Below are 19,844 nucleotides of genomic sequence, written 5' to 3'. Positions count from 1 at the left end.
AAACGTAATACGATGACAGTATAACGTGTAGCGCATAGCGAAAAGCAAAAAGCAATTAGACCATGAAATTAAATATTGCCTTATTGGCCGGTGATGGTATCGGTCCAGAAGTTATTGATCAAGCAGTAAAGGTATGTGATGCCATTGCAAAAAAATACGACCATGAAATCAGCTGGAAACCTGCTTTGACAGGAGCTGCAGCTATTGATGCCGTAGGTGAACCTTACCCAGATGAGACCCATGATATATGCGCCAGTGCAGATGCGGTTTTGTTTGGTGCAATTGGCCATCCACGTTTTGATAATGATCCATCGGCAAAAGTGCGTCCGGAACAAGGATTGTTGAAAATGAGGCAAAAATTAGGTCTGTTTGCCAATGTTAGGCCTACGTTTACATTTCCTTCGTTAATAGACAAATCGCCTTTAAAAAGAGATCGTATTGAAGGAACGGATTTAATTATCCTAAGGGAATTGACCGGTGGAATCTATTTTGGGGAACGTGGACGAAAAGATGATGGAAATACCGCCTTTGATACCATGACCTATCAACGTTTTGAAATAGAACGTTTGGCTAGAAAAGGTTTTGATATGGCCATGAAACGTTCCAAAAAATTATGTTGTGTAGACAAGGCCAATGTATTGGAATCCTCTAGACTTTGGAGAGAAACCGTACAAGGTTTGGAAAAAGAATATCCAGAAGTTGAAGTTTCCTATGAATTTATTGATGCCGTAGCCATGAGATTGATCCAATGGCCAAAAGGATATGATGTAATCATTACCGCAAATCTATTTGGCGATATCCTAACGGATGAAGCTTCTGTCATTGCCGGCTCCATGGGTCTAATGCCCTCATCTTCCGTAGGAAGTAAAGTTTCTTTATATGAGCCTATACATGGTTCTTACCCACAAGCAGCCGGTAAGGATATTGCCAACCCATTGGCAACTGTTCTTTCTGCCGCTATGTTGTTCGAAGATTTAGAACTGGTAACCGAAGCAGAAGAAATCAGGCGCGTAGTCAACAAATCTTTGGCCGAGGGTTATGTAACAGAAGATCTTGCAGATGGTGGCAAGAGCTTTAAGACCAGTGAAGTGGGTGATTGGTTGGCAAGCAACATTTAAATTAAATACCCACATAATAAAAAAATCCCTTTGAAATTTTCAAAGGGATTTTTTATTAATAGTAATGTATATCTTAAATACTGGAAGCATTCTCTATTTTTTGTTCGTAAATACCTTTAACTATAGCCCGTAAATCTGGCACCACTGTTTTGACCAGTTTAGACGGTCCATTGATCAATACACAAATACCCAAATCAGCATCAGGAAAAAGTGCGATTTCATTTCTATAATTATTTACGCTACCACCGTGATGCCAAATAGTTTCTTCGGGAGCATTATCCTTTTCTTTAACGGTATGTATTCTCCAACCAAATCCATAAGCAGATTTTACATGTCCAGGCCATTTCTGATAATATTTATGATGCCCTTTTAACTCAATGAATGGGGTAAATGCCGCTTTAATCTGTTCTTTGGTCATTACATTAGGGTTATGTCCCAACAAGAATCGCATCCACTTTGCCATATCCTTGGAATTGGCATTGATTCCACCAGCTGCTATAGCATTGTAATAATTATCCCTGGGAGTTAAGGTTTTCCATTTTTGTCCTCTTTTAACATGTGGAAAAGCAATATTATTGGTATAGATCAACGTTTCATGATCCATGGATATGGCATCCATGCCAAGAGGTTCAAAAAATTTATTGGTCAACAACGTTTGTATATCATTACCTGTTGCTTTCAGCATCACTTCTTGAGCTACAGAGAACATGGCATTCTGGTAACTATACTGCGTACCAGGTACACTAATAGGGTTAATGGAACTGAATTTTTTACTAATTGATGACATGGGCAGACCCGCTTCGACCAAATCTGTGTAACTATGATATGGTGTACCCGTTGTATGGGAAAGCAAATGTGCAATTTTAATTCGTTGTGTATTCTGTTGATTTCCAAACTTAAAGTCAGGCAGGTATGTGGTTACCCTATCATCTAATTGCAATATACCCTCATTATCCAAATTCGCTGCAAGAATGCCGGTAAAACCTTTGGAAATGGAACCTAGCCTAAATAAGGTTTCCCCATCCACTTCTTTGGAATCATCTACCTTTCGTTTTCCATAACCATCAGAAATGATAATGGAGTCCCCTTTTACAATACTTACGCCGACCCCAACAATATCCCCTGATTGGATAGCTTCTTCAAAATAATTTTTTAAAGCCTGCTTCAATGCATTTTTCTGAAACGTATAAAGTTCTATTTCACGCTTTTCCGCTAAGGTTTTAACAGATTTATCAATGGGAACAATCACTTCTACATTGCTTGGTTGTACCGATGAAGAGGTCAAAAGCATTAAAATAATTACGAAGGTCAAAACGCCTAAAAACAGTTTGGTTTGTTTCACTATAGTAAAGATTTGGTTTTTTAAGAACGTAAAAATTTACTTTTAAGTACCGTTGTAGTTAGCTAATTGAAAATTTTAACAGGTTTTGCCGTAACCATACTTCTTATATTTTATTGGTGGTAATTGCATAGACATACATAAACACACAGTATTAAGTGTTCCAATTACATTAAAATTTTAATAAGAAAAATTTCTAGATACAATCACAAAACATAGTTCAATGCTATGTATTTTAATCAAAACAGCTATCCTTAATTCAATATGTTACAAATAAAAAAAGAAGAGTATTACATATTATTTTTAAAAATGTTACGTTATATTAATTGTAGTCATTTTCTTACAAATTATGAGAATATTTCAACAACTTATAACTTCCCAAGCGCAAATAGAGGCGCTTTCCCTAACATTTGTTCCAGATGTAATCTTCCTATTTGCCTCATTGCAATTTGAGGATATAGATAAGGCACTAACCAGTATTCAGCAAAAATATACTCAGGCCATAATCATTGGTGGCACTACTGCAGGAGAAATAATAGACCAGCAAGTAATAGATGATAGTATTGTATTATCGGCAGTGAAGTTTAATGGAACTAAGGTAAAACTTTTTAGCAAAGACCTGCCAACAGATGTAAGTCAGTATTTTGAAGTTGGCAATAAGTTCGTACAGGACATAGACCAAGAAGGCTTAAAACATATATTTCTCATTTCAGATGTGCAGACCTTACATGCCTCTAACCTATTAAAGGGTATTAATCATAAATTAAAATCGCACATAAGCGTTACCGGAGGATTAGCAGGTAGGGAATCCTATATCGGTTCCAACTATATTATAGATCAGGGCTCATTAAAAAGAAATAGGGTAATTGCCCTTGCCATGTATGGTGACCGTTTACAGGTAAATTACAATGCACAGGGTGGTTGGGACAGTTATGGAGTTGAGTGTCTGGTCACTAAATCAGAAAAGAACCAAATCCTGGAAATAGACGGCCTACCAGCCCTTGAATTTTACAAATCTGTGGTAGAGCCTAATATTTTATCCGATGTAAAACAATTTGGTTTTAAACATCCTATAAAAGTCAGGAACGAAGATCATTCCCATCCCGTAATCAGAGTACTATTGGATATTGACGAATCCAATAAAAGTTTGATAATGGCAGAGGAGATTCCTGCCGGCTCCTATGTGCGTATTATGAAAGCCAATGTCGATCGGCTAATCTTAGGTGCGGAAAATGCAGCGAAAATAATTGCGCAACAAAATAAACATGAGCATGAACTGGCCATCCTTATAAGTTGCGCCGGTAGAAGAAAGGTCTTGGGCAAATTGGCCAAAGAAGAAGTGGAGGCCGTTGTTCAGCAATTTCCTTCCACTACAAAATCTATTGGATTTTATTCTTATGGTGAGATATCACCCTTTTTTGAAAAACCAAAAACCTCTTTACATAACTTGACCATGTGTGTCACTACATTTTCTGAACTATGAAGTACCATAGAAGACTACAAAGACAATTATGTGAAGTGAATCTTGACCAAAAGGTTCTTGACAAAATAGCGCCATTACTTCATATGGTTGATAACAGCTATAAAGTAATGGATGCAGATATGCAGCATGCAGAAACCATTCTTGAAGAAAGTTCAAAAGAATTGTATCTAAGAAACTTACAATTAAAAAATAATGTTGAAGAAGTTACCAGTCAGTTGACCAAGGTGGCAAGCAACATTAAGGATGTCATCTTTGAGATTGATCTTTCCGGACAATGGTCCTATCTAAATTCCGCTTGGGAAGAGATGACCGGTTTAAGCGTAAAGGAATCTATTGGTAAATCCATCGAGGAATGTTTAAAGAATGTAGACGGTAAACCATATTCCAATTTGTTGGACCTTCATAATCCAGAAGCAAATACATTTAATAAAACATTGGAATCCCTAGATAAAAATGGTGATAGAATTTGGTTGGAATTCACTATAAAGGGAATTAAATCTGGCTCAGGAAAAGTAGAAGGATACATAGGCACCATCGTAAATATTACCAATCTTAAGTTAACGGAATATGAACTGATTAAGGCTAGGGAAAAAGAAGTAAAGGCGAATAAGGCTAAAAGCGAATTTTTGTCCACTATGTCCCATGAAATCAGGACACCTCTTAATGCGGTTATAGGTATTGCCCATTTATTGCTCATTGAAAATCCAAAACAAGAACAAATAGAAAATTTGAGTACCCTTAAATATTCTTCTGAACACCTATTAGGGGTTGTAAACGATATCCTTGATTACGATAAAATTGCCGCAGGTTCCTTAGAACTGGAAAAAGCGAATTTTAGCTTGAAACAAGTATTGAATACGGTTCAAAGTATTTTTACCAATAAGGCATCCAAAAAAGGAATTTCATTTCACATTAAAAAAGATTCTCTATTGCAGGATACCATGATCGGTGACAGTACCCGTTTGTCACAAATACTGACCAATTTGGTAAGCAATGCAATAAAGTTTACGGAACATGGAACCGTTTCTTTGGAAGTTGAAGTACTTAACGAAACGGAGAATAATACAAAACTTTTATTTTCTGTAAACGATACAGGTATTGGGATTGAAAGCGATAAAATTGATAAAATCTTTGAATCCTTTGCACAGGCACATGTAAGTACAACTAGAATATATGGAGGTACAGGTCTGGGCCTGGCCATCTGCCAACGCCTATTACAACTTATGGGCACATCCATTAAGGTAGAGAGCACACCAAATGTGGGCTCATGTTTTAGTTTTGAATTGGACTTTAGAAAAGGAAATCCTATTGCTTCTATTCTTCAAGAAGAAAACAATTCCGCTTTAGGAACAAATGACTTGGAAGATTCTAAAAAACTGCATGGCTATAAGATATTGGTAGTTGAGGATAATAAGATCAATATCTTTCTAATTGAAAAATTCCTCAAAAAATGGGGGGTTGATTATGATGTGGCAATAGATGGTAAAGTTGCGGTACAATACGCGTTCAAAAAGGAATACGACCTTATTCTTATGGACCTTCAGATGCCCGTAATGAATGGTTATGATGCTAGTTTGGCCATTAGGGCTTCGGAAAGTATTCATAATCAGACCATACCAATTTATGCACTATCTGCATCTACAGGAGAAAGTATTAAAAAGGATTTACTTAGTCATGGAATGAACGGTCTAATTTGCAAACCCTTTAATCCTAATGAACTATACCATACCATTTCTGAAATCCTGATAGGTAATGTCAAAGAAAATACATGAAATTTATAAATGATCGAGCATAAAAAAAGGAACTTATATTTTAAGTTCCTTTTTCTTGTTCGCATTATCTTATATCAACAGCTAATAGCCATTTTTCTATATTTAATTGCCCTTCTTTTTCTTACTAGTAGAATTGCCAATGCAATCATCACCCCGGAAAAGGCTAGCAAAGCCCCAACCAAACTACTATATAAAATGCCGTAACCAAATGCCATTGGAAGCCCCGCTAAATAGGCACCGGATGCATTTCCCATATTAAAAGCACTCTGGTTCATAGAAGAACCCAACATTTCCGACCCTTTGGAAGTATTAATGATCGCCATTTGTATAGGGGTTGCCACGGTAAACGAAATTGCACCTATTACAAAGGTCATTACCATTAACAAATACGGATTGGTCGCAATGACCATATTGGCCAATAAAATGGCGCACATCATAGAAAGGCTTATTATAACCGCTCTCAAAGGGGAAAGCAGATCTGCCATTTTAGCACCTAAAAAATTTCCTGCTACCATTCCCAGACCGGCCAACATCATGGCGTACCCTACAAAATGTTCAGGTAATCCGGCCACATTGGTGATAAGGGGAGCAACATAGCTGTACCATGCAAAAAATCCTCCGGTACCAATAGTGGTAAGCGCTATTAAGGCCCAAAGCTCGGTATTTTTCAATCCTTGTGCCACAGTAACCTTTTCACTTGATTCCTCAACCTCAATTTTGGGCATCCATAAGTATATACTGCCCAAAGCTAACAAGCCCACAAAACCAACAAGGTAAAATGAAACGCTCCAGCTAAACTGTTGTCCTAAGTAAGTTCCTATGGGAACACCTATGACATTGGCCACCGTTAAACCTGAAAACATTATGGATATGGCCTGTGCCACTTTTCCTTTTTTTGCAAGCTTTGTAGCTACTACTGCTCCTATTCCAAAAAAAGCACCATGGGGAATACCGGACAAAAATCTTAAAAACAGTAGACTTGAATAACCGGAAGCCAGTCCAGAAAGTGTATTGAATACCGTAAACCAAATCATTAATAAAAACAGCATTTTCTTTGGGCTAAGTTTGGCACCCATACCTGTAAGCAACGGCGCCCCTACCACTACCCCTAAGGCATAGGCCGCAATAAAGTGACCGGCTTGCGGTATAGTAATACCTAAAGAACCGGAAACCTCCGTCAAAATTCCCATAATCACAAATTCGGTAAGTCCTATTCCAAAACCTCCGATGGCCAAAGCGAACAATGCTTTCTTGTTTGATTTTATTGTTTCCATACTTCTAATTTTAGTTCTTACTTCAACAATCTAATTAAAGCTCATAATTAAAAGGACAAAGTTAGAACGCATATGTCGGCAAGAAATCATATTAATTACCACATTTATGTAAATAATTACCCTTACCTAAGTATTACATACCTCCCCTAACTACAATTCAGTCCAAAATTTCTACAACTGGGAAAATCATTTTCCAGAAAATATCCATTGCGATACATATTTGCGGTATCAATCAAAAAAAAATAATCAACATGAGAACACTATTATTATGTGTACTAATACTAGTCCATATTAACTTAACTGCACAGACTACGGTATCCGGAAGAGTGCTGGACCACAACGAAACGCCCATAATGGGTGTAAATATTTATCTAAGTGGCACCTATGATGGTACAGCCACCAATGAAGCTGGTATATTCTCCTTTAATACCAATGCTACAGGTATGCAGACACTGATTGCTTCATCCATATCCTATGAGACTTTTTCAAAAACAGCGGATGTAACCACATTTACAAACATCACCATTAAATTAAGGGATGATGTAAACACATTGGATGCCGTTACCGTAAATGCCGGAACGTTCAAGGCTGGGGACAATGCAAAGGTTACCGCGTTAAAACCATTGGATATAGTAACCACGGCAGGTGCCCTTGGGGATTTTGTAGGGGCATTACAAACATTACCTGGAACCTCTAATGTTGCCGAAGACGGCAGACTCTTTGTACGAGGTGGCGATGCCGAAGAAACCCAAATATTTGTAGACGGTATGCGTGTATTTACACCCTACTCCCCATCTGCAAACAATATTCCTGTAAGGGGTAGACTTTCCCCTTTTCTTTTTAAGGGGATTACATTTTCCACTGGGGGCTATTCTGCAGAATACGGACAAGCCTTGTCCAGTGTATTACTTTTAAATAGTATCAATGAACCGCAAGAGGAAAAAACGGAAATTTCATTGATGACAGTAGGCGTAGGTCTTGGAAATACGCAAAAATGGAAGAAAAGTGCATTAAGCATAAATACAAACTACATTAATCTAGCGCCATATCAACATTTATATCCGGACAATAACGAATGGCACAAACCTGTTGAATCTTTTGGCGGGGAAGCTGTTTACCGGTATAGATTTCAAAACGAGGGACTATTAAAAGTATACGGAGCCTACAGTGCTTCAAATTTTGAATTGACGCAAGCGGATATCAATGAGGTTAACGGTGTTAGATTTGGTCTTAAAAACAATAACCTCTACATTAATTCATCATATCAAGACTTTCTGGAAAAAGAGTGGAGCTTTTCTTCTGGGGTAAGCTTTGCCAATGATCAAACTGATATAACCTTAAACTCGTCTAATATTACGGATATAGAAAATTCCGCGCATTTAAAGATTGCATTGTATAAATATTTTTCCAGTAGGTATAAATTAAATTTTGGAGCAGAATATTTTATAACGGATTTCAAGGAAAATTATAGAGACAACACCATAAATACAAGCTATTCATTCAACAACAACCTTTTGGCCAGTTTTGTGGAAACGGATGTTTTTTTCTCTAAAAGATTAGCGACCAAAATTGGATTACGTGCTGAATACTCATCATTATTACAAGAATTTAATTTATCACCTAGAGTATCATTAGCTTATAAATCTGGAGAAAATGCACAGTTCTCTTTGGCCTACGGTGAATTTTTCCAGAACCCAAAAAATGGGTATCTCATATACAACGCTGATTTTACTGCGGAAAAAACGTCTCATTATATTGCCAACTACCAATATGTAAAAAACAAACAAATATTCAGGGCCGAAGTCTATTATAAAGATTATGGCAATTTGGTAAAATATAATACGGAGTTTGCCTTGCCTTCATCTATTTTTAATAACAATGGTAATGGCTTTGCCAAGGGTCTAGATCTCTTTTGGAGGGACAATAAAACAATTAAAAACACAGAATATTGGATGTCCTACTCATTTTTGGACACAGAAAGGAACTACCAAAACTACGCCAATACCGCAACTCCAAATTTTGCCAGCAAACACAATGCATCTCTTGTAGTGAAAAGATGGGTAGAAAAATGGAAAAGTCAGATTGGGTTCAGTTATAATTTTGCATCGGGCCGTACATATACCGACCCCAATAAAGGAGGATTCTTATTGGAGAAGGCTAAAAGCTTTAATTCATTAAATGTGAATTATGCCTATTTAATTGACCAACAGAAGATACTTTTCCTATCCGTAAGTAATGTATTGGGCACCAAAAATATTAATGGATATCAATATACCGATCAACCAAATACGAACGGCTTTTTTGACAGAAGGACAATTACGCCTGCAGCAGACCGCTTCTTTTTCGTAGGATTCTTCTGGACCATTAGCAAAAATAAAAATGATAATCAACTTGATAATCTGTAATAATTACAATTCAATACTTTTAATCAACAACTGGGTCAACGTTATTATTAAGCAGCTTTGAATACCTGGATATTTGAATAACAAAACAATAATTAAACATTAAATATTATGAGAACTTTATTAGTAATTAGCGCATTCGTCCTTACTCTTCAATTAACGGCACAAACGCCTTATGAAACAGGGATGAACAATGCCTTTGCCCTTTGGCAGGATCAAAAGAATACTGAAGCCGTTCAACTTTTTGAACGAATTGCAGCCGCTGAAAGCGACAATTGGTTACCCCCTTACTATGCTGGCCTTATTGAGATAGTCAGTAGTTTTGGATTAAAGGACGAAGCTTTACTGACCACAAAACTTACAAGGGCCAAAACTTTTTTGGATGCTGCTTCTGAAATATCTGAAAACAATCCTGAAATACTCATTTCCTATGCTCTTTTAAATACAGCTTACATTGCATTTGATGGCGCAAAATACGGAATGACGCTTTCAGCAGAAAATGCCGCCATTTATGAAAAAGCACAAAAGATAGCTCCAAATAACCCAAGGGTAGTCTTAAGCAAAGCTGAATGGGATATGGGGTCGGCAAGATTCTTCGGAAAATCAATTGCTCCCTTTTGTGCGGATATTGAACGGGCAATTGGGTTGTTTCAAGAAGAAGAGCAGACCATTAAGTATTATCCATACTCTGGCTTGGACAGAGCAAAGGAAATAAGTGCCAATTGTAAAAAAGAAACCTCTCCCGAATAGGAGAGGTTTTTATATTCAATTTTGAAATGGCTATAAGATATAGTCCGTACTTACAAAATTAGAAAGCTTTGCTTCCAATAATTGTTCTACGATTTCCGTATTCAGTTCATTATCCTTAAAGGCCACGAAAGTCCGTATAGAGAACGAACGCAAGGCATCATGAACACTAAGGGTAGCTTGGGCAGAATCTTTACGGCCCGTAAACGGATAAACATCCGGACCTCTTTGACAAGAACTGTTCAAGTTTACCCTACAAACAAGGTTTACCAAAGTATCTATCAGTGGAGACAATGCATACACATCTTTTCCAAAAAGACTTACCTGTTGTCCGTAATTGCTGGCTGCCATATCGTCCAAAGGTTCTTCAATATCCGAAAAAGGTACAATTGGAATAATAGGACCAAACTGCTCCTCCTTATATACGCGCATATCTTTGGTTACCGGATATAAAACGGCTGGCCATATATAGTTATCATATCGTTTACCACCTTTCTTGTTTAGAATTTTGGCTCCTTTAGATAGCGCGTCATCAATCAATTCCTGTATATAATCTGGTTTTCCGGGTTCTGGTAGCGGCGTTAATTTTACACCATTCTCCCAAGGGTTTCCAAATTTAAGCTCATCGACTTTTTTGGCAAAGCTATCATTGAACTTTTCACGAATATCCTCATGCACATAGACCACTTTTAATGCGGTACAACGTTGACCGTTAAAAGATAGCGTACCGGCCAAACATTCATTTATGGTCAGTTCCAAATCTGCATCAGGCAATATTATGGCAGGGTTTTTAGCTTCCAGCCCGAGTACCAGTCTCAACCTGTTACTTTTTGGGTGTTGCTCTTGTAGAGCATTTGCAGATTTACTATTACCGATCAAAGCCAGCACATCTACCTTTCCGGTTTGCATTATAGGAGCCGCAACGGTTCTACCACGGCCAAATAGTACATTGACCACACCTTTGGGAAAACTTGTTTGGAACGCTTCTAGTAGTGGGGTGATTAAAAGTACGCCGTGCTTTGCCGGTTTAAAGATGGTTGTATTACCCATGATAATTGCGGGAATAAGCAAAGCAAAGGTTTCGTTTAATGGATAGTTGTAAGGCCCAAGACAAAGGACTACGCCCAACGGTCCCCTTTTTATATGTGCATAAACCCCGTCATGCTTGGTGAACTTTGCCGCATCGCGATCAAGTTGTTTATAATCTTCAATAGTATCCTCAATATACTCTACCGTACGATCAAATTCTTTTTGCGAATCCGGTAATGATTTACCAATTTCCCACATTAACAATTTCACGATCTCATCTCTTTTGGTCTTCATTTTTTCTACGAAAACCTCCATACATTCTATACGATCTTTTACATGCATGGTCGGCCAAACCCCCTGTCCCTTATCGTAGGCACCTAGAGCGCCATTTAATGCTTCTAACGCTTCTGCCTCCTGTAAATCTGGGATACTACCCAATAAAGTGGGTTTGTATTCCTTAGTTGAGGATATGGTAGAGTAGACTTCCGTTGTTTCACCTTTCCATTCCTTTAGTTCTCCATTGACCAAATAATGTCGTTGATCAATTGTTGATGTAATCTGAAATTCTTGTGGAATCTTTATATCGCCCATTACTTTTTATTTATCTATGATTGATGATATGCTTTTCTTTTTAATGCCTATATAACGATACAGGAACATGGAAGATTAAAAGTAGTTTAAACCAAATATTCAAACAAATCTGGTTTATCATTTATATAATCTCCATAAAAATTGTTAGTTTTCATGCGTTCTATTAAGGGCTTTAGGTCTTTGGGGTCCTTTAGCTCTATCCCAACGACCGCTGGTGCATTTTCCCTGCTTGATTTTTTTGAATATTCAAAATGTGTGATATCATCCGTAGGTCCTAAAATATCCACAACAAATTCCTTTAACGCTCCCGGTCGCTGTGGAAATCGTATGATAAAATAATGCTTTAGTTTACCATATAACAACGCCCGCTCCTTTATTTCAGCTGTCCTGGTGATATCGTTGTTACTGCCGCCAATGATACAAACTACGTTCTTACCCCTAATTTTGTCCTTATACTGATCCAATGCCGCAATAGACAAAGCACCGGCAGGCTCTACCACAATGGCATCTCTATTGTATAGGTCTAAAATGGTCTGGCATACCATACCCTCATCAACAGTAATCATATCATTTAAATACCAATTGCAAATAGGATAGGTCAACCGGCCCACTTTTTTCACCGCGGCACCATCTATGAATTTATCTATATCTTCCAGTGCAATTATTTCTCCTGCCTCAATTGATGCTTTCATGGAAGGAGCTCCTTTTGGTTCTACGCCAATAATTTTGGTATTAGGTGAAAGTTCACTAAAAACACTAATTAGCCCAGAAGCCAACCCGCCTCCTCCAATACAAACAAACAGATAATCTATTGGTGCTTTGGATTGAGAGATCAGTTCCAGACCAACCGTAGCCTGACCTTCAATAATTTTTGGGTCATCAAAAGGATGTACGAATATTTTACCCGTTCGTGCTCCATATTTACTTGCTGCCAACGAGGCATCATCAAAAGTATCCCCTTCCAAAACAATCTCCACCCACTCACCACCAAATAATTTAGTTTGCTCAACTTTCTGTTTTGGTGTAACAGAAGGCATATATATAGTTCCCTGTATCTTTAAATGAAAACAGGCAAATGCCACCCCTTGTGCATGATTACCGGCACTTGCACAAATGACACCTTTAGCTCTGTCTTCATTTGATAATGCACTTATTTTATTGAACGCACCCCTAATTTTATAAGAGCGTACCCGTTGTAGATCCTCACGTTTTAACCTAATTTGACACCCATATTGCTTTGACAGCCTAATACTTTCGGTTAAAGGTGTTTCTTCAGCTATCTCTGCGATTACCTTGGCTGCATGCCTAACATCGTCCAATTTAGGCAGATAGGATGGTTGCGCTGATTTCATAAAACAATTAAATAATTTATTTGAACATTTATCTGTGGGCACGAACTAAATTGTCCGCTCAGAAACACTTCCTTAAAGTTAACAAAACTACTTAAGATCGTAACTCTTGGAATGTACCTAACCGGACAATCTAAATTTTAGTATTCCTATACCAACCCTAAACAATAGGCTTCATGGCAGTCATTGATTCACGTAAACGTGCACCTACAATTTCAACAGGATGCTCACGTAAAGCCTTGTTTACTGCAATTAATTGTGCATTATCCACATCATTGTCCATACCCTCTGAGAAATTTTTACCGATTACGTTGGTTTCTATGCCTTTCATAAAATCGGTCAATAAAGGTTTACAGGCATGATCAAAAAGATAACAACCATATTCTGCAGTATCCGAAATTACACGGTTCATTTCAAACAATTTCTTACGTGCAATAGTATTGGCGATCAATGGGGTCTCATGCAAGGATTCGTAGTAGGCAGATTCGGCAATTATACCGGATTCTGTCATTGCCTCGAAAGCCAACTCTACACCTGCCCTGACCATGGCCACCATAAGGACACCATTATCATAAAATTCCTGCTCGGTAATTTCTTGATCACCTGCAGGTGTTTTTTCAAAAGCTGTTTCTCCAGTGGCAGCTCTCCAAGTCAATAAATTTTTATCATCATTGGCCCAATCCTCCATCATGGTTTTGGAAAAATGACCGGTCATGATATCGTCCATATGTTTTTGAAATAAAGGTCGCATTATATCCTTTAGTTCCTCTGACAACTCAAAAGCCTTAATTTTGGCCGGGTTGGTAAGACGGTCCATCATATTGGTGATACCTCCATATTTCATACCTTCCGTGATAGTCTCCCATCCGTATTGTATCAATTTAGAAGCATAACCTGGGTCTATACCTTTTTCGATCATTTTATCAAAACATAAAATTGAACCGGTCTGTAACAATCCACAAAGTATGGTTTGTTCTCCCATTAAATCTGATTTCACCTCGGCAACAAAAGAGGACATTAATACGCCAGCCCTATCACCGCCCGTACCCACTGCATATGCTTTGGCTTGCTCCAAACCTTTTCCTTGAGGGTCGTTATCAGGATGAACAGCAATTAATGTAGGAACCCCAAAACCTCTTTTATATTCTTCGCGCACCTCAGAACCCGGACATTTTGGTGCCACCATAATTACTGTAATGTCCTCACGTATCTGCATTCCTTCCTCCACGATATTAAAACCGTGAGAATATGATAATGTGGCTCCTTTTTTCATCAATGGCATAACCGCACCAACAACAGCTGTGTGCTGCTTGTCCGGAGTAAGATTGATCACTACGTCCGCACTAGGAATCAATTCTTCATAGGTCCCAACGGTAAAACCGTTTTCAGTAGCATTGACATAGGATTGTCTTTTTTCCTTAATTGCAGCATCTCTAAGCGTATAGGAAATATCAAGTCCGGAGTCTCTCATGTTCAAGCCCTGGTTCAATCCTTGAGCACCGCAACCTACGATTACAATTTTTTTGCCTTTTAAAGCATTTACACCATCTGCAAACTCAGACGAATCCATGAAGCGGCATTTTCCAAGTTGCGTTAATTTATCCCTTAATGATAGCGTATTAAAATAATTGGCCATTTTGTATTTACTTTATTTGATTATTGATAAAATTCTATTAATTAAAATTCTTTTAGAATGGTAGAAATTTTCATTTCATCCTTGGTAACGGATATTCTGCCTGAACGTACAAACTGCATTATTCCATAAGGTTTTAGCTGATCGTGCATTTCATCGATTTCATTTCTTCTTCCGCTTTTGGCGATAACAAAAAAATCTCTTGACACCGTTACTATTTGGGCATTGTTATCCTTAATTATATTCTGTATTTGACGTTCATCGAACAAAAGACCAGAAGCAATTTTGAACAAGGCGGACTCTTGGTAAATAGTCTCATCATCTGTATGATAATATGCCTTAATTACCTCAATTTGTTTCTCTATCTGCCCTACGATGTTATGTACCCATTTTTCTGTAGTATGCGCTACGATCGTAAACTTGGAGACATCATCTATCTCAGATTTGGAGACGTTCAAACTTTCTATATTAATATGTCTCTTTAAGAATATTCCTGATATCCTGTTCAGTAATCCAACATTGTTTTCTGAATATACCGATATCGTAAACCATTTATTTTCCATAAGCTTTCATTACCTACTCCTTTTAAAAAAGGATTTTATGGTATCGTTATTATTATATATTATTTTTTTACAGCCATAATCAAGCCTGTAGACCAATTCATTTTTGTCAAATGTATATCTTTTCTTTGTTCTAGATATGCAATAAGTGCTGTTACATTGTCCGAATGACCTTCTGGCCAATTAGGTTGTTCCATCATATCATCTATGATATAAAAACCACCAACGTTCAGCATTTGTAGGACCTCATTGATTTCACTGTATTTACCCGGCCATGCATCAGCGAAAATCAAATCGAACCGATCTTCTTGATGTTCCTTTATCCAAATTGCGGCATTCTTACATAAAAGCTGTACCCTTTTGTCCTCCCCAAAATATTGGGTGGCTATGGAAATCAACTCTTGATCATTATCTATTGACAATAAAGTAGCATTAGCATCCATACCGTCTATCATCCATGAAAGACTTAGACCAATACCTGTACCGATTTCCAAGAATCTACCTCCAGGTTTTGAAGATATCAAGGTCTTAAGAAAACTGCCCACAAAAAGGTCTGACGGCATCGTAAAACCAATTTCCTTGGATTTTTGCTGTATCTCTTCTTGCAATTTTGGAATATCCTGTATGTTGGTATCAATCATGGTTAGGTTTATTACCTATTATTTTAACCTAACCTCAGATACCGAAGCACCGGAAGGTATCATTGGAAAAACATTATCCTCTTGTTCTACCTTCACTTCCAAAAAGTAAGGTTTGTCAGAAGCTATCATTTCCTGAATGGTCGATTTTAAATCCTTACGTTCAGAGATTCGTTTGGCCTCAATACTATAACCTTCCGCTATTTTTACAAAATCTGGATTTACCATTACGGTAGACGCATATCTTCGATCAAAAAACAATTCTTGCCATTGACGAACCATGCCCAAATGCTCATTGTTCAAAACAACGATCTTGACCGGTAAATTATGCTGAAAGATCACCCCAAGTTCTTGAATAGTCATTTGGTAACCTCCATCACCTATAATTGCGACCACTTCCCTGTCCATTGCACCCATTTTTGCCCCTATGGCTGCGGGCAATGCAAAGCCCATAGTACCCAATCCGCCAGAAGTAATATTACTTTTGGATTGTGAAAATTTGGCATATCTGCATGCAATCATTTGGTGCTGACCAACGTCTGATACTATGACGGCCTTATTATTGGAAGCCAGGTTTATTTCTTCGATTACCTCTCCCATGGTCAGTCCTTCCTTCGTTGGGTGGATATCGTTCTTAATAATAGTATCGAACTCTATTTTATATTTCTCCTTGAACTCGTTATGCCAAGCATCATGCTTGTTTTCGTTCAACAAAGGTAGAAGCAACCCTAAGGTTTCTTTTGAATTTCCTAAAACCGCTACATCTGCATGAACATTTTTATTGACTTCTGCGGGATCAATTTCAAAATGTATGACCTTGGCCTGTTTTGCATAATCCTCTAGCCTACCCGTTACACGATCGTCAAAACGCATACCTATGGCGATCAATACATCACATTCATTGGTCAATAGATTAGGGCCATAATTGCCGTGCATACCAACCATACCCACATTTAAAGGATGTGCGGTATCTAACGCAGATGCCCCCATGATGGTCCATGCAGCAGGAATACCCGTTTTTTCGACCAATTTTTTCAATTCATCTTCCGCCTGTCCCAAAATAATGCCCTGTCCCCAAACAATAAAAGGTTTCTTGGCACTATTGATCAATTCTGCAGCAGCCTCTATTGCCTTTGCACTTGGTTTTGGAACCGGTTTATAACTTCTTACACCGGTACATTTTTCATAGGAGAAATCCAATTCATCTATTTGTGCATTTTTAGTAATATCTACCAATACCGGACCTGGCCTACCAGATTTTGCCAAATAGAACGCCTTTGCCATAACTTCAGGAATTTCAGAAGCCTCGGTAATCTGATAGTTCCATTTAGTAACCGGTGTAGAAATACCGATAATATCCGTTTCCTGAAAGGCATCTGTTCCCAGTAAGTGTCTGGTAACCTGACCTGTAATGCAGACCATTGGAGTAGAATCTATTTGCGCATCTGCAAGACCCGTGACCAAATTAGTTGCACCAGGACCAGAAGTAGCAATAGCCACACCAACTTTACCCGAAACACGTGCATACCCTTGGGCCGCATGTGTAGCGCCCTGTTCATGTCTGGTAAGAATGTGTGTAAGTTTATCCTGAAATTTATATAGTTCATCATAAACGGGCATAATTGCACCACCGGGGTAACCATACATTGTATCGACACCTTCGGCCAATAAACAATGAATTAATGCTTCTGCCCCAGAAATCTTGATAGTTTTCTTGGCAGCTGTACCTTTCTTCTTCTCTTTTACTGTTTCCATAATTAATGATCAAATTCAAGCATTGCATTACTGATTACCCTGCCCGACATTATATTGCATCTAGTACTTAATTAAAAGTATACTACTTTTAATTGTTTAAAATTCATCTGTAACACAACCTTGCGAGGCCGATGATACCATGCGGGCATATTTATATAAACTACCCCTTTTCACTTTCAATTCCGGTTGTTTCCAATTCTTTCTTCTCTCTGCCAATTGCGCATCGGTCAGGTTCACGGATATTTCATTCTTTTCCGCATCTATGGTAATGATATCACCATTTTCCAAAAGACCAATTGTTCCTCCATCTTGGGCTTCAGGCGCAACGTGTCCAACCACAAAACCATGGGTACCACCAGAGAAACGACCATCTGTAATCAAGGCTACATCCTTACCCAGTCCGGCACCCATTATAGCCGCCGTTGGTTTTAACATTTCTGGCATTCCAGGTCCACCTTTTGGCCCTTCATACCGGATAACCACAACATCTCCTTTCTTGACTTCGCCCCTACCTATACCTGCATTTGCCAAAAACTCGTCATTATATACCTTTGCCGGTCCAGAGAAGTACAGGCCTTCCTTTCCGGTAATTTTGGCAACGGCACCTTCCGTGGCGAGGTTTCCGTAAAGAATACGCAAATGTCCTGTAGGTTTAATAGGGTTGTTCAACGGTTTAATTACTTGCTGATGCTCCAATAATCCAGGTAGCTCTGCCAAATTCTCCGCAATGGTCTTACCGGTAACGGTCAAGCAATCTCCATGCAGCATACCGTTTTCTAACATAAATTTCATTACCGCAGGTACCCCGCCCACACGGTGTACATCTTCCATTAAAAATTTACCGCTAGGCTTTAAATCTGCCAAAAACGGGGTGGTGTCACTTATTTTCTGAAAATCATCAAGCGTAAATTCTACATCTGCGGCTTTGGCTATGGCCAAAAAGTGGAGAACGGCATTGGTAGACCCCCCTAAAAGCGTTAACAAACGCACTGCATTTTCAAGGGATTTTCGGGTAATGATATCACTTGGTTTAATATCCTTTTCCAACAAGGTCCTCAAGGCCTTACCTGATTGTATGGCATCATTCTGTTTTGCTTTTCCTATTGCCGGATTAGAAGAGTTATAGGGCATGGCCATACCTAAGGCCTCAATAGCGGATGCCATGGTATTTGCCGTATACATACCACCACAGGCACCTGCTCCGGGACATGCGTTCTGGATAACTCCCTTGTAATCCTCTTCGTTCATGGTACCAGCAACTTTTTCTCCCCAAGCTTCAAAAGCGGAAACGACATCTAACTTTTTATCCTTAAAACAACCTGAAGCTATAGTACCACCATATACCAAAACAGATGGTCTATTTAAACGGATCATGGCCATTAAGGCTCCCGGCATATTTTTATCACAACCTACCACGGTAACCAAACCATCATAGTTCATGGCCTGCACTACCGTTTCCATAGAATCAGCAATTATATCCCTAGAAGGTAATGAATAACGCATTCCGTAAGTACCCATGGATATACCGTCACTAACACCAATAGTATTAAAAACAAGACCTACCAATCCACTATCGTTAACACCGGTCTTTACTTCCTGCGCCAAATCATTTAGGTGCATATTACAGGGGTTTCCTTCATAACCAGTACTCCCTATACCTATTAACGGCTTTTTTAAATCATCTTCCGTTAGACCTATGGCGTATAGCATTGCTTGTGCCGCTGGTTGTGTTGGATCTTGGGTTACATTCTTACTGTGCTTGTTCAATTCCATAATGTAATTCTCGTATGCTTATCTTATTAGGTTCAGCTAGTATACCAAAGATAAAAGTTTATAAAAGTTTATAATTTTAACAATATTGGACAATATAAATTCATTTCATTTAATTATCACTTAACTAATTGCAAATCAATTAATTAAACAGGTAATTTATACCATATTCAATACTTCAAATCAACTAACAATTCCTATGGATTCTATAAAAAAACCTGTATCAAATTTATCTGATACAGGTTTTTTCCAATAATGAAAAGCTATATCATTCCTAATTAAGGAATGACACGGACCACATTATGAAAGATATTAATTGATAGCATACTACAATACTACATAATTTTATGATAGGATAAAAATCAATATTGGTTTGTATTATAA

General features: G+C 38.1%; 14 protein-coding genes. 5 read left to right on the top strand and 9 right to left on the bottom strand.

Features of this window, described 5'->3' with window-relative positions; translation table 11 throughout:
• Positions 1 to 62: 62 nt before the first annotated feature.
• Positions 63 to 1,118: a 3-isopropylmalate dehydrogenase gene (gene leuB / locus Q2T41_RS17765; RefSeq protein WP_304437168.1), complete on the top strand. Its 1,056-nt coding sequence runs from the start codon at positions 63 to 65 to the stop codon at positions 1,116 to 1,118.
• Positions 1,119 to 1,191: 73 nt separating this feature from the next.
• On the opposite strand, the gene Q2T41_RS17760 is transcribed toward leuB, so the two are convergent.
• Positions 1,192 to 2,460, bottom strand: a complete 1,269-nt coding sequence (locus Q2T41_RS17760; protein WP_304437167.1) for a serine hydrolase domain-containing protein — start codon at positions 2,458 to 2,460, stop codon at positions 1,192 to 1,194.
• Positions 2,461 to 2,806: 346 nt separating this feature from the next.
• On the opposite strand from Q2T41_RS17760, the gene Q2T41_RS17755 reads away from it, so the two are divergent.
• Both Q2T41_RS17755 and Q2T41_RS17750 read left to right on the top strand, forming a co-directional pair.
• Complete coding sequence (locus Q2T41_RS17755; RefSeq protein ID WP_304437166.1) at positions 2,807 to 3,940, top strand: FIST signal transduction protein; 1,134 nt, start codon at positions 2,807 to 2,809, stop codon at positions 3,938 to 3,940.
• The gene (locus Q2T41_RS17750) at positions 3,937 to 5,712 is read left to right on the top strand and encodes a PAS domain-containing hybrid sensor histidine kinase/response regulator (RefSeq protein ID WP_304437165.1); all 1,776 of its coding nucleotides are present in this window, start codon (positions 3,937 to 3,939) and stop codon (positions 5,710 to 5,712) included. Before Q2T41_RS17755 ends, Q2T41_RS17750 begins: the two co-directional genes overlap by 4 nt.
• A gap of 74 nt (positions 5,713 to 5,786) precedes the next feature.
• Here Q2T41_RS17750 and Q2T41_RS17745 read toward each other — a convergent pair whose 3' ends face one another.
• Complete coding sequence (locus Q2T41_RS17745) at positions 5,787 to 6,986, bottom strand: MFS transporter (protein WP_304437164.1); 1,200 nt, start codon at positions 6,984 to 6,986, stop codon at positions 5,787 to 5,789.
• A gap of 251 nt (positions 6,987 to 7,237) precedes the next feature.
• Between Q2T41_RS17745 and Q2T41_RS17740 the strand changes: the two genes are divergently transcribed.
• Complete coding sequence (locus Q2T41_RS17740) at positions 7,238 to 9,391, top strand: TonB-dependent receptor (protein WP_304437163.1); 2,154 nt, start codon at positions 7,238 to 7,240, stop codon at positions 9,389 to 9,391.
• A gap of 108 nt (positions 9,392 to 9,499) precedes the next feature.
• Entirely contained in the window at positions 9,500 to 10,138 is a 639-nt protein-coding gene (locus Q2T41_RS17735; protein WP_304437162.1) for a hypothetical protein, read from the top strand.
• Positions 10,139 to 10,168: 30 nt separating this feature from the next.
• On the opposite strand, the gene Q2T41_RS17730 is transcribed toward Q2T41_RS17735, so the two are convergent.
• The 7 genes from Q2T41_RS17730 to ilvD form a co-directional block, all read right to left on the bottom strand.
• Positions 10,169 to 11,755 (bottom strand): NADP-dependent glyceraldehyde-3-phosphate dehydrogenase, encoded by a 1,587-nt coding sequence (locus tag Q2T41_RS17730; protein WP_304437161.1) that lies wholly within the window; start codon positions 11,753 to 11,755, stop codon positions 10,169 to 10,171.
• A gap of 86 nt (positions 11,756 to 11,841) precedes the next feature.
• The gene (ilvA, locus tag Q2T41_RS17725; protein ID WP_304437160.1) at positions 11,842 to 13,107 is read right to left on the bottom strand and encodes a threonine ammonia-lyase; all 1,266 of its coding nucleotides are present in this window, start codon (positions 13,105 to 13,107) and stop codon (positions 11,842 to 11,844) included.
• 157 nt (positions 13,108 to 13,264) lie between these two features.
• The gene (ilvC, locus tag Q2T41_RS17720) at positions 13,265 to 14,740 is read right to left on the bottom strand and encodes a ketol-acid reductoisomerase (protein WP_144800353.1); all 1,476 of its coding nucleotides are present in this window, start codon (positions 14,738 to 14,740) and stop codon (positions 13,265 to 13,267) included.
• Between the two features lie 41 nt (positions 14,741 to 14,781).
• Positions 14,782 to 15,300 (bottom strand): acetolactate synthase small subunit, encoded by a 519-nt coding sequence (ilvN, locus tag Q2T41_RS17715; protein ID WP_089261357.1) that lies wholly within the window; start codon positions 15,298 to 15,300, stop codon positions 14,782 to 14,784.
• A 59-nt stretch (positions 15,301 to 15,359) separates the two neighbouring features.
• Positions 15,360 to 15,938 carry an O-methyltransferase gene (locus Q2T41_RS17710; protein ID WP_304437159.1) on the bottom strand — a complete coding sequence of 193 codons (579 nt, stop codon included), beginning with the start codon at positions 15,936 to 15,938 and terminating at the stop codon, positions 15,360 to 15,362.
• An 18-nt stretch (positions 15,939 to 15,956) separates the two neighbouring features.
• Positions 15,957 to 17,690, bottom strand: a complete 1,734-nt coding sequence (ilvB, locus tag Q2T41_RS17705) for a biosynthetic-type acetolactate synthase large subunit (protein WP_304437158.1) — start codon at positions 17,688 to 17,690, stop codon at positions 15,957 to 15,959.
• Positions 17,691 to 17,786: 96 nt separating this feature from the next.
• On the bottom strand, positions 17,787 to 19,463 hold the full coding sequence (gene ilvD, locus Q2T41_RS17700; protein ID WP_144800350.1) for a dihydroxy-acid dehydratase: 1,677 nt from the start codon (positions 19,461 to 19,463) through the stop codon (positions 17,787 to 17,789).
• Positions 19,464 to 19,844: the final 381 nt, after the last annotated feature.

Origin of the sequence: Maribacter confluentis (genome assembly GCF_030505015.1) — a bacterium.
Classification (GTDB): Bacteria; Bacteroidota; Bacteroidia; order Flavobacteriales; family Flavobacteriaceae; genus Maribacter; species Maribacter sedimenticola.
The sequence above is the reverse complement of the archived record's forward strand: the minus strand, read 5'-3'. Positions and strand labels throughout refer to the sequence as shown.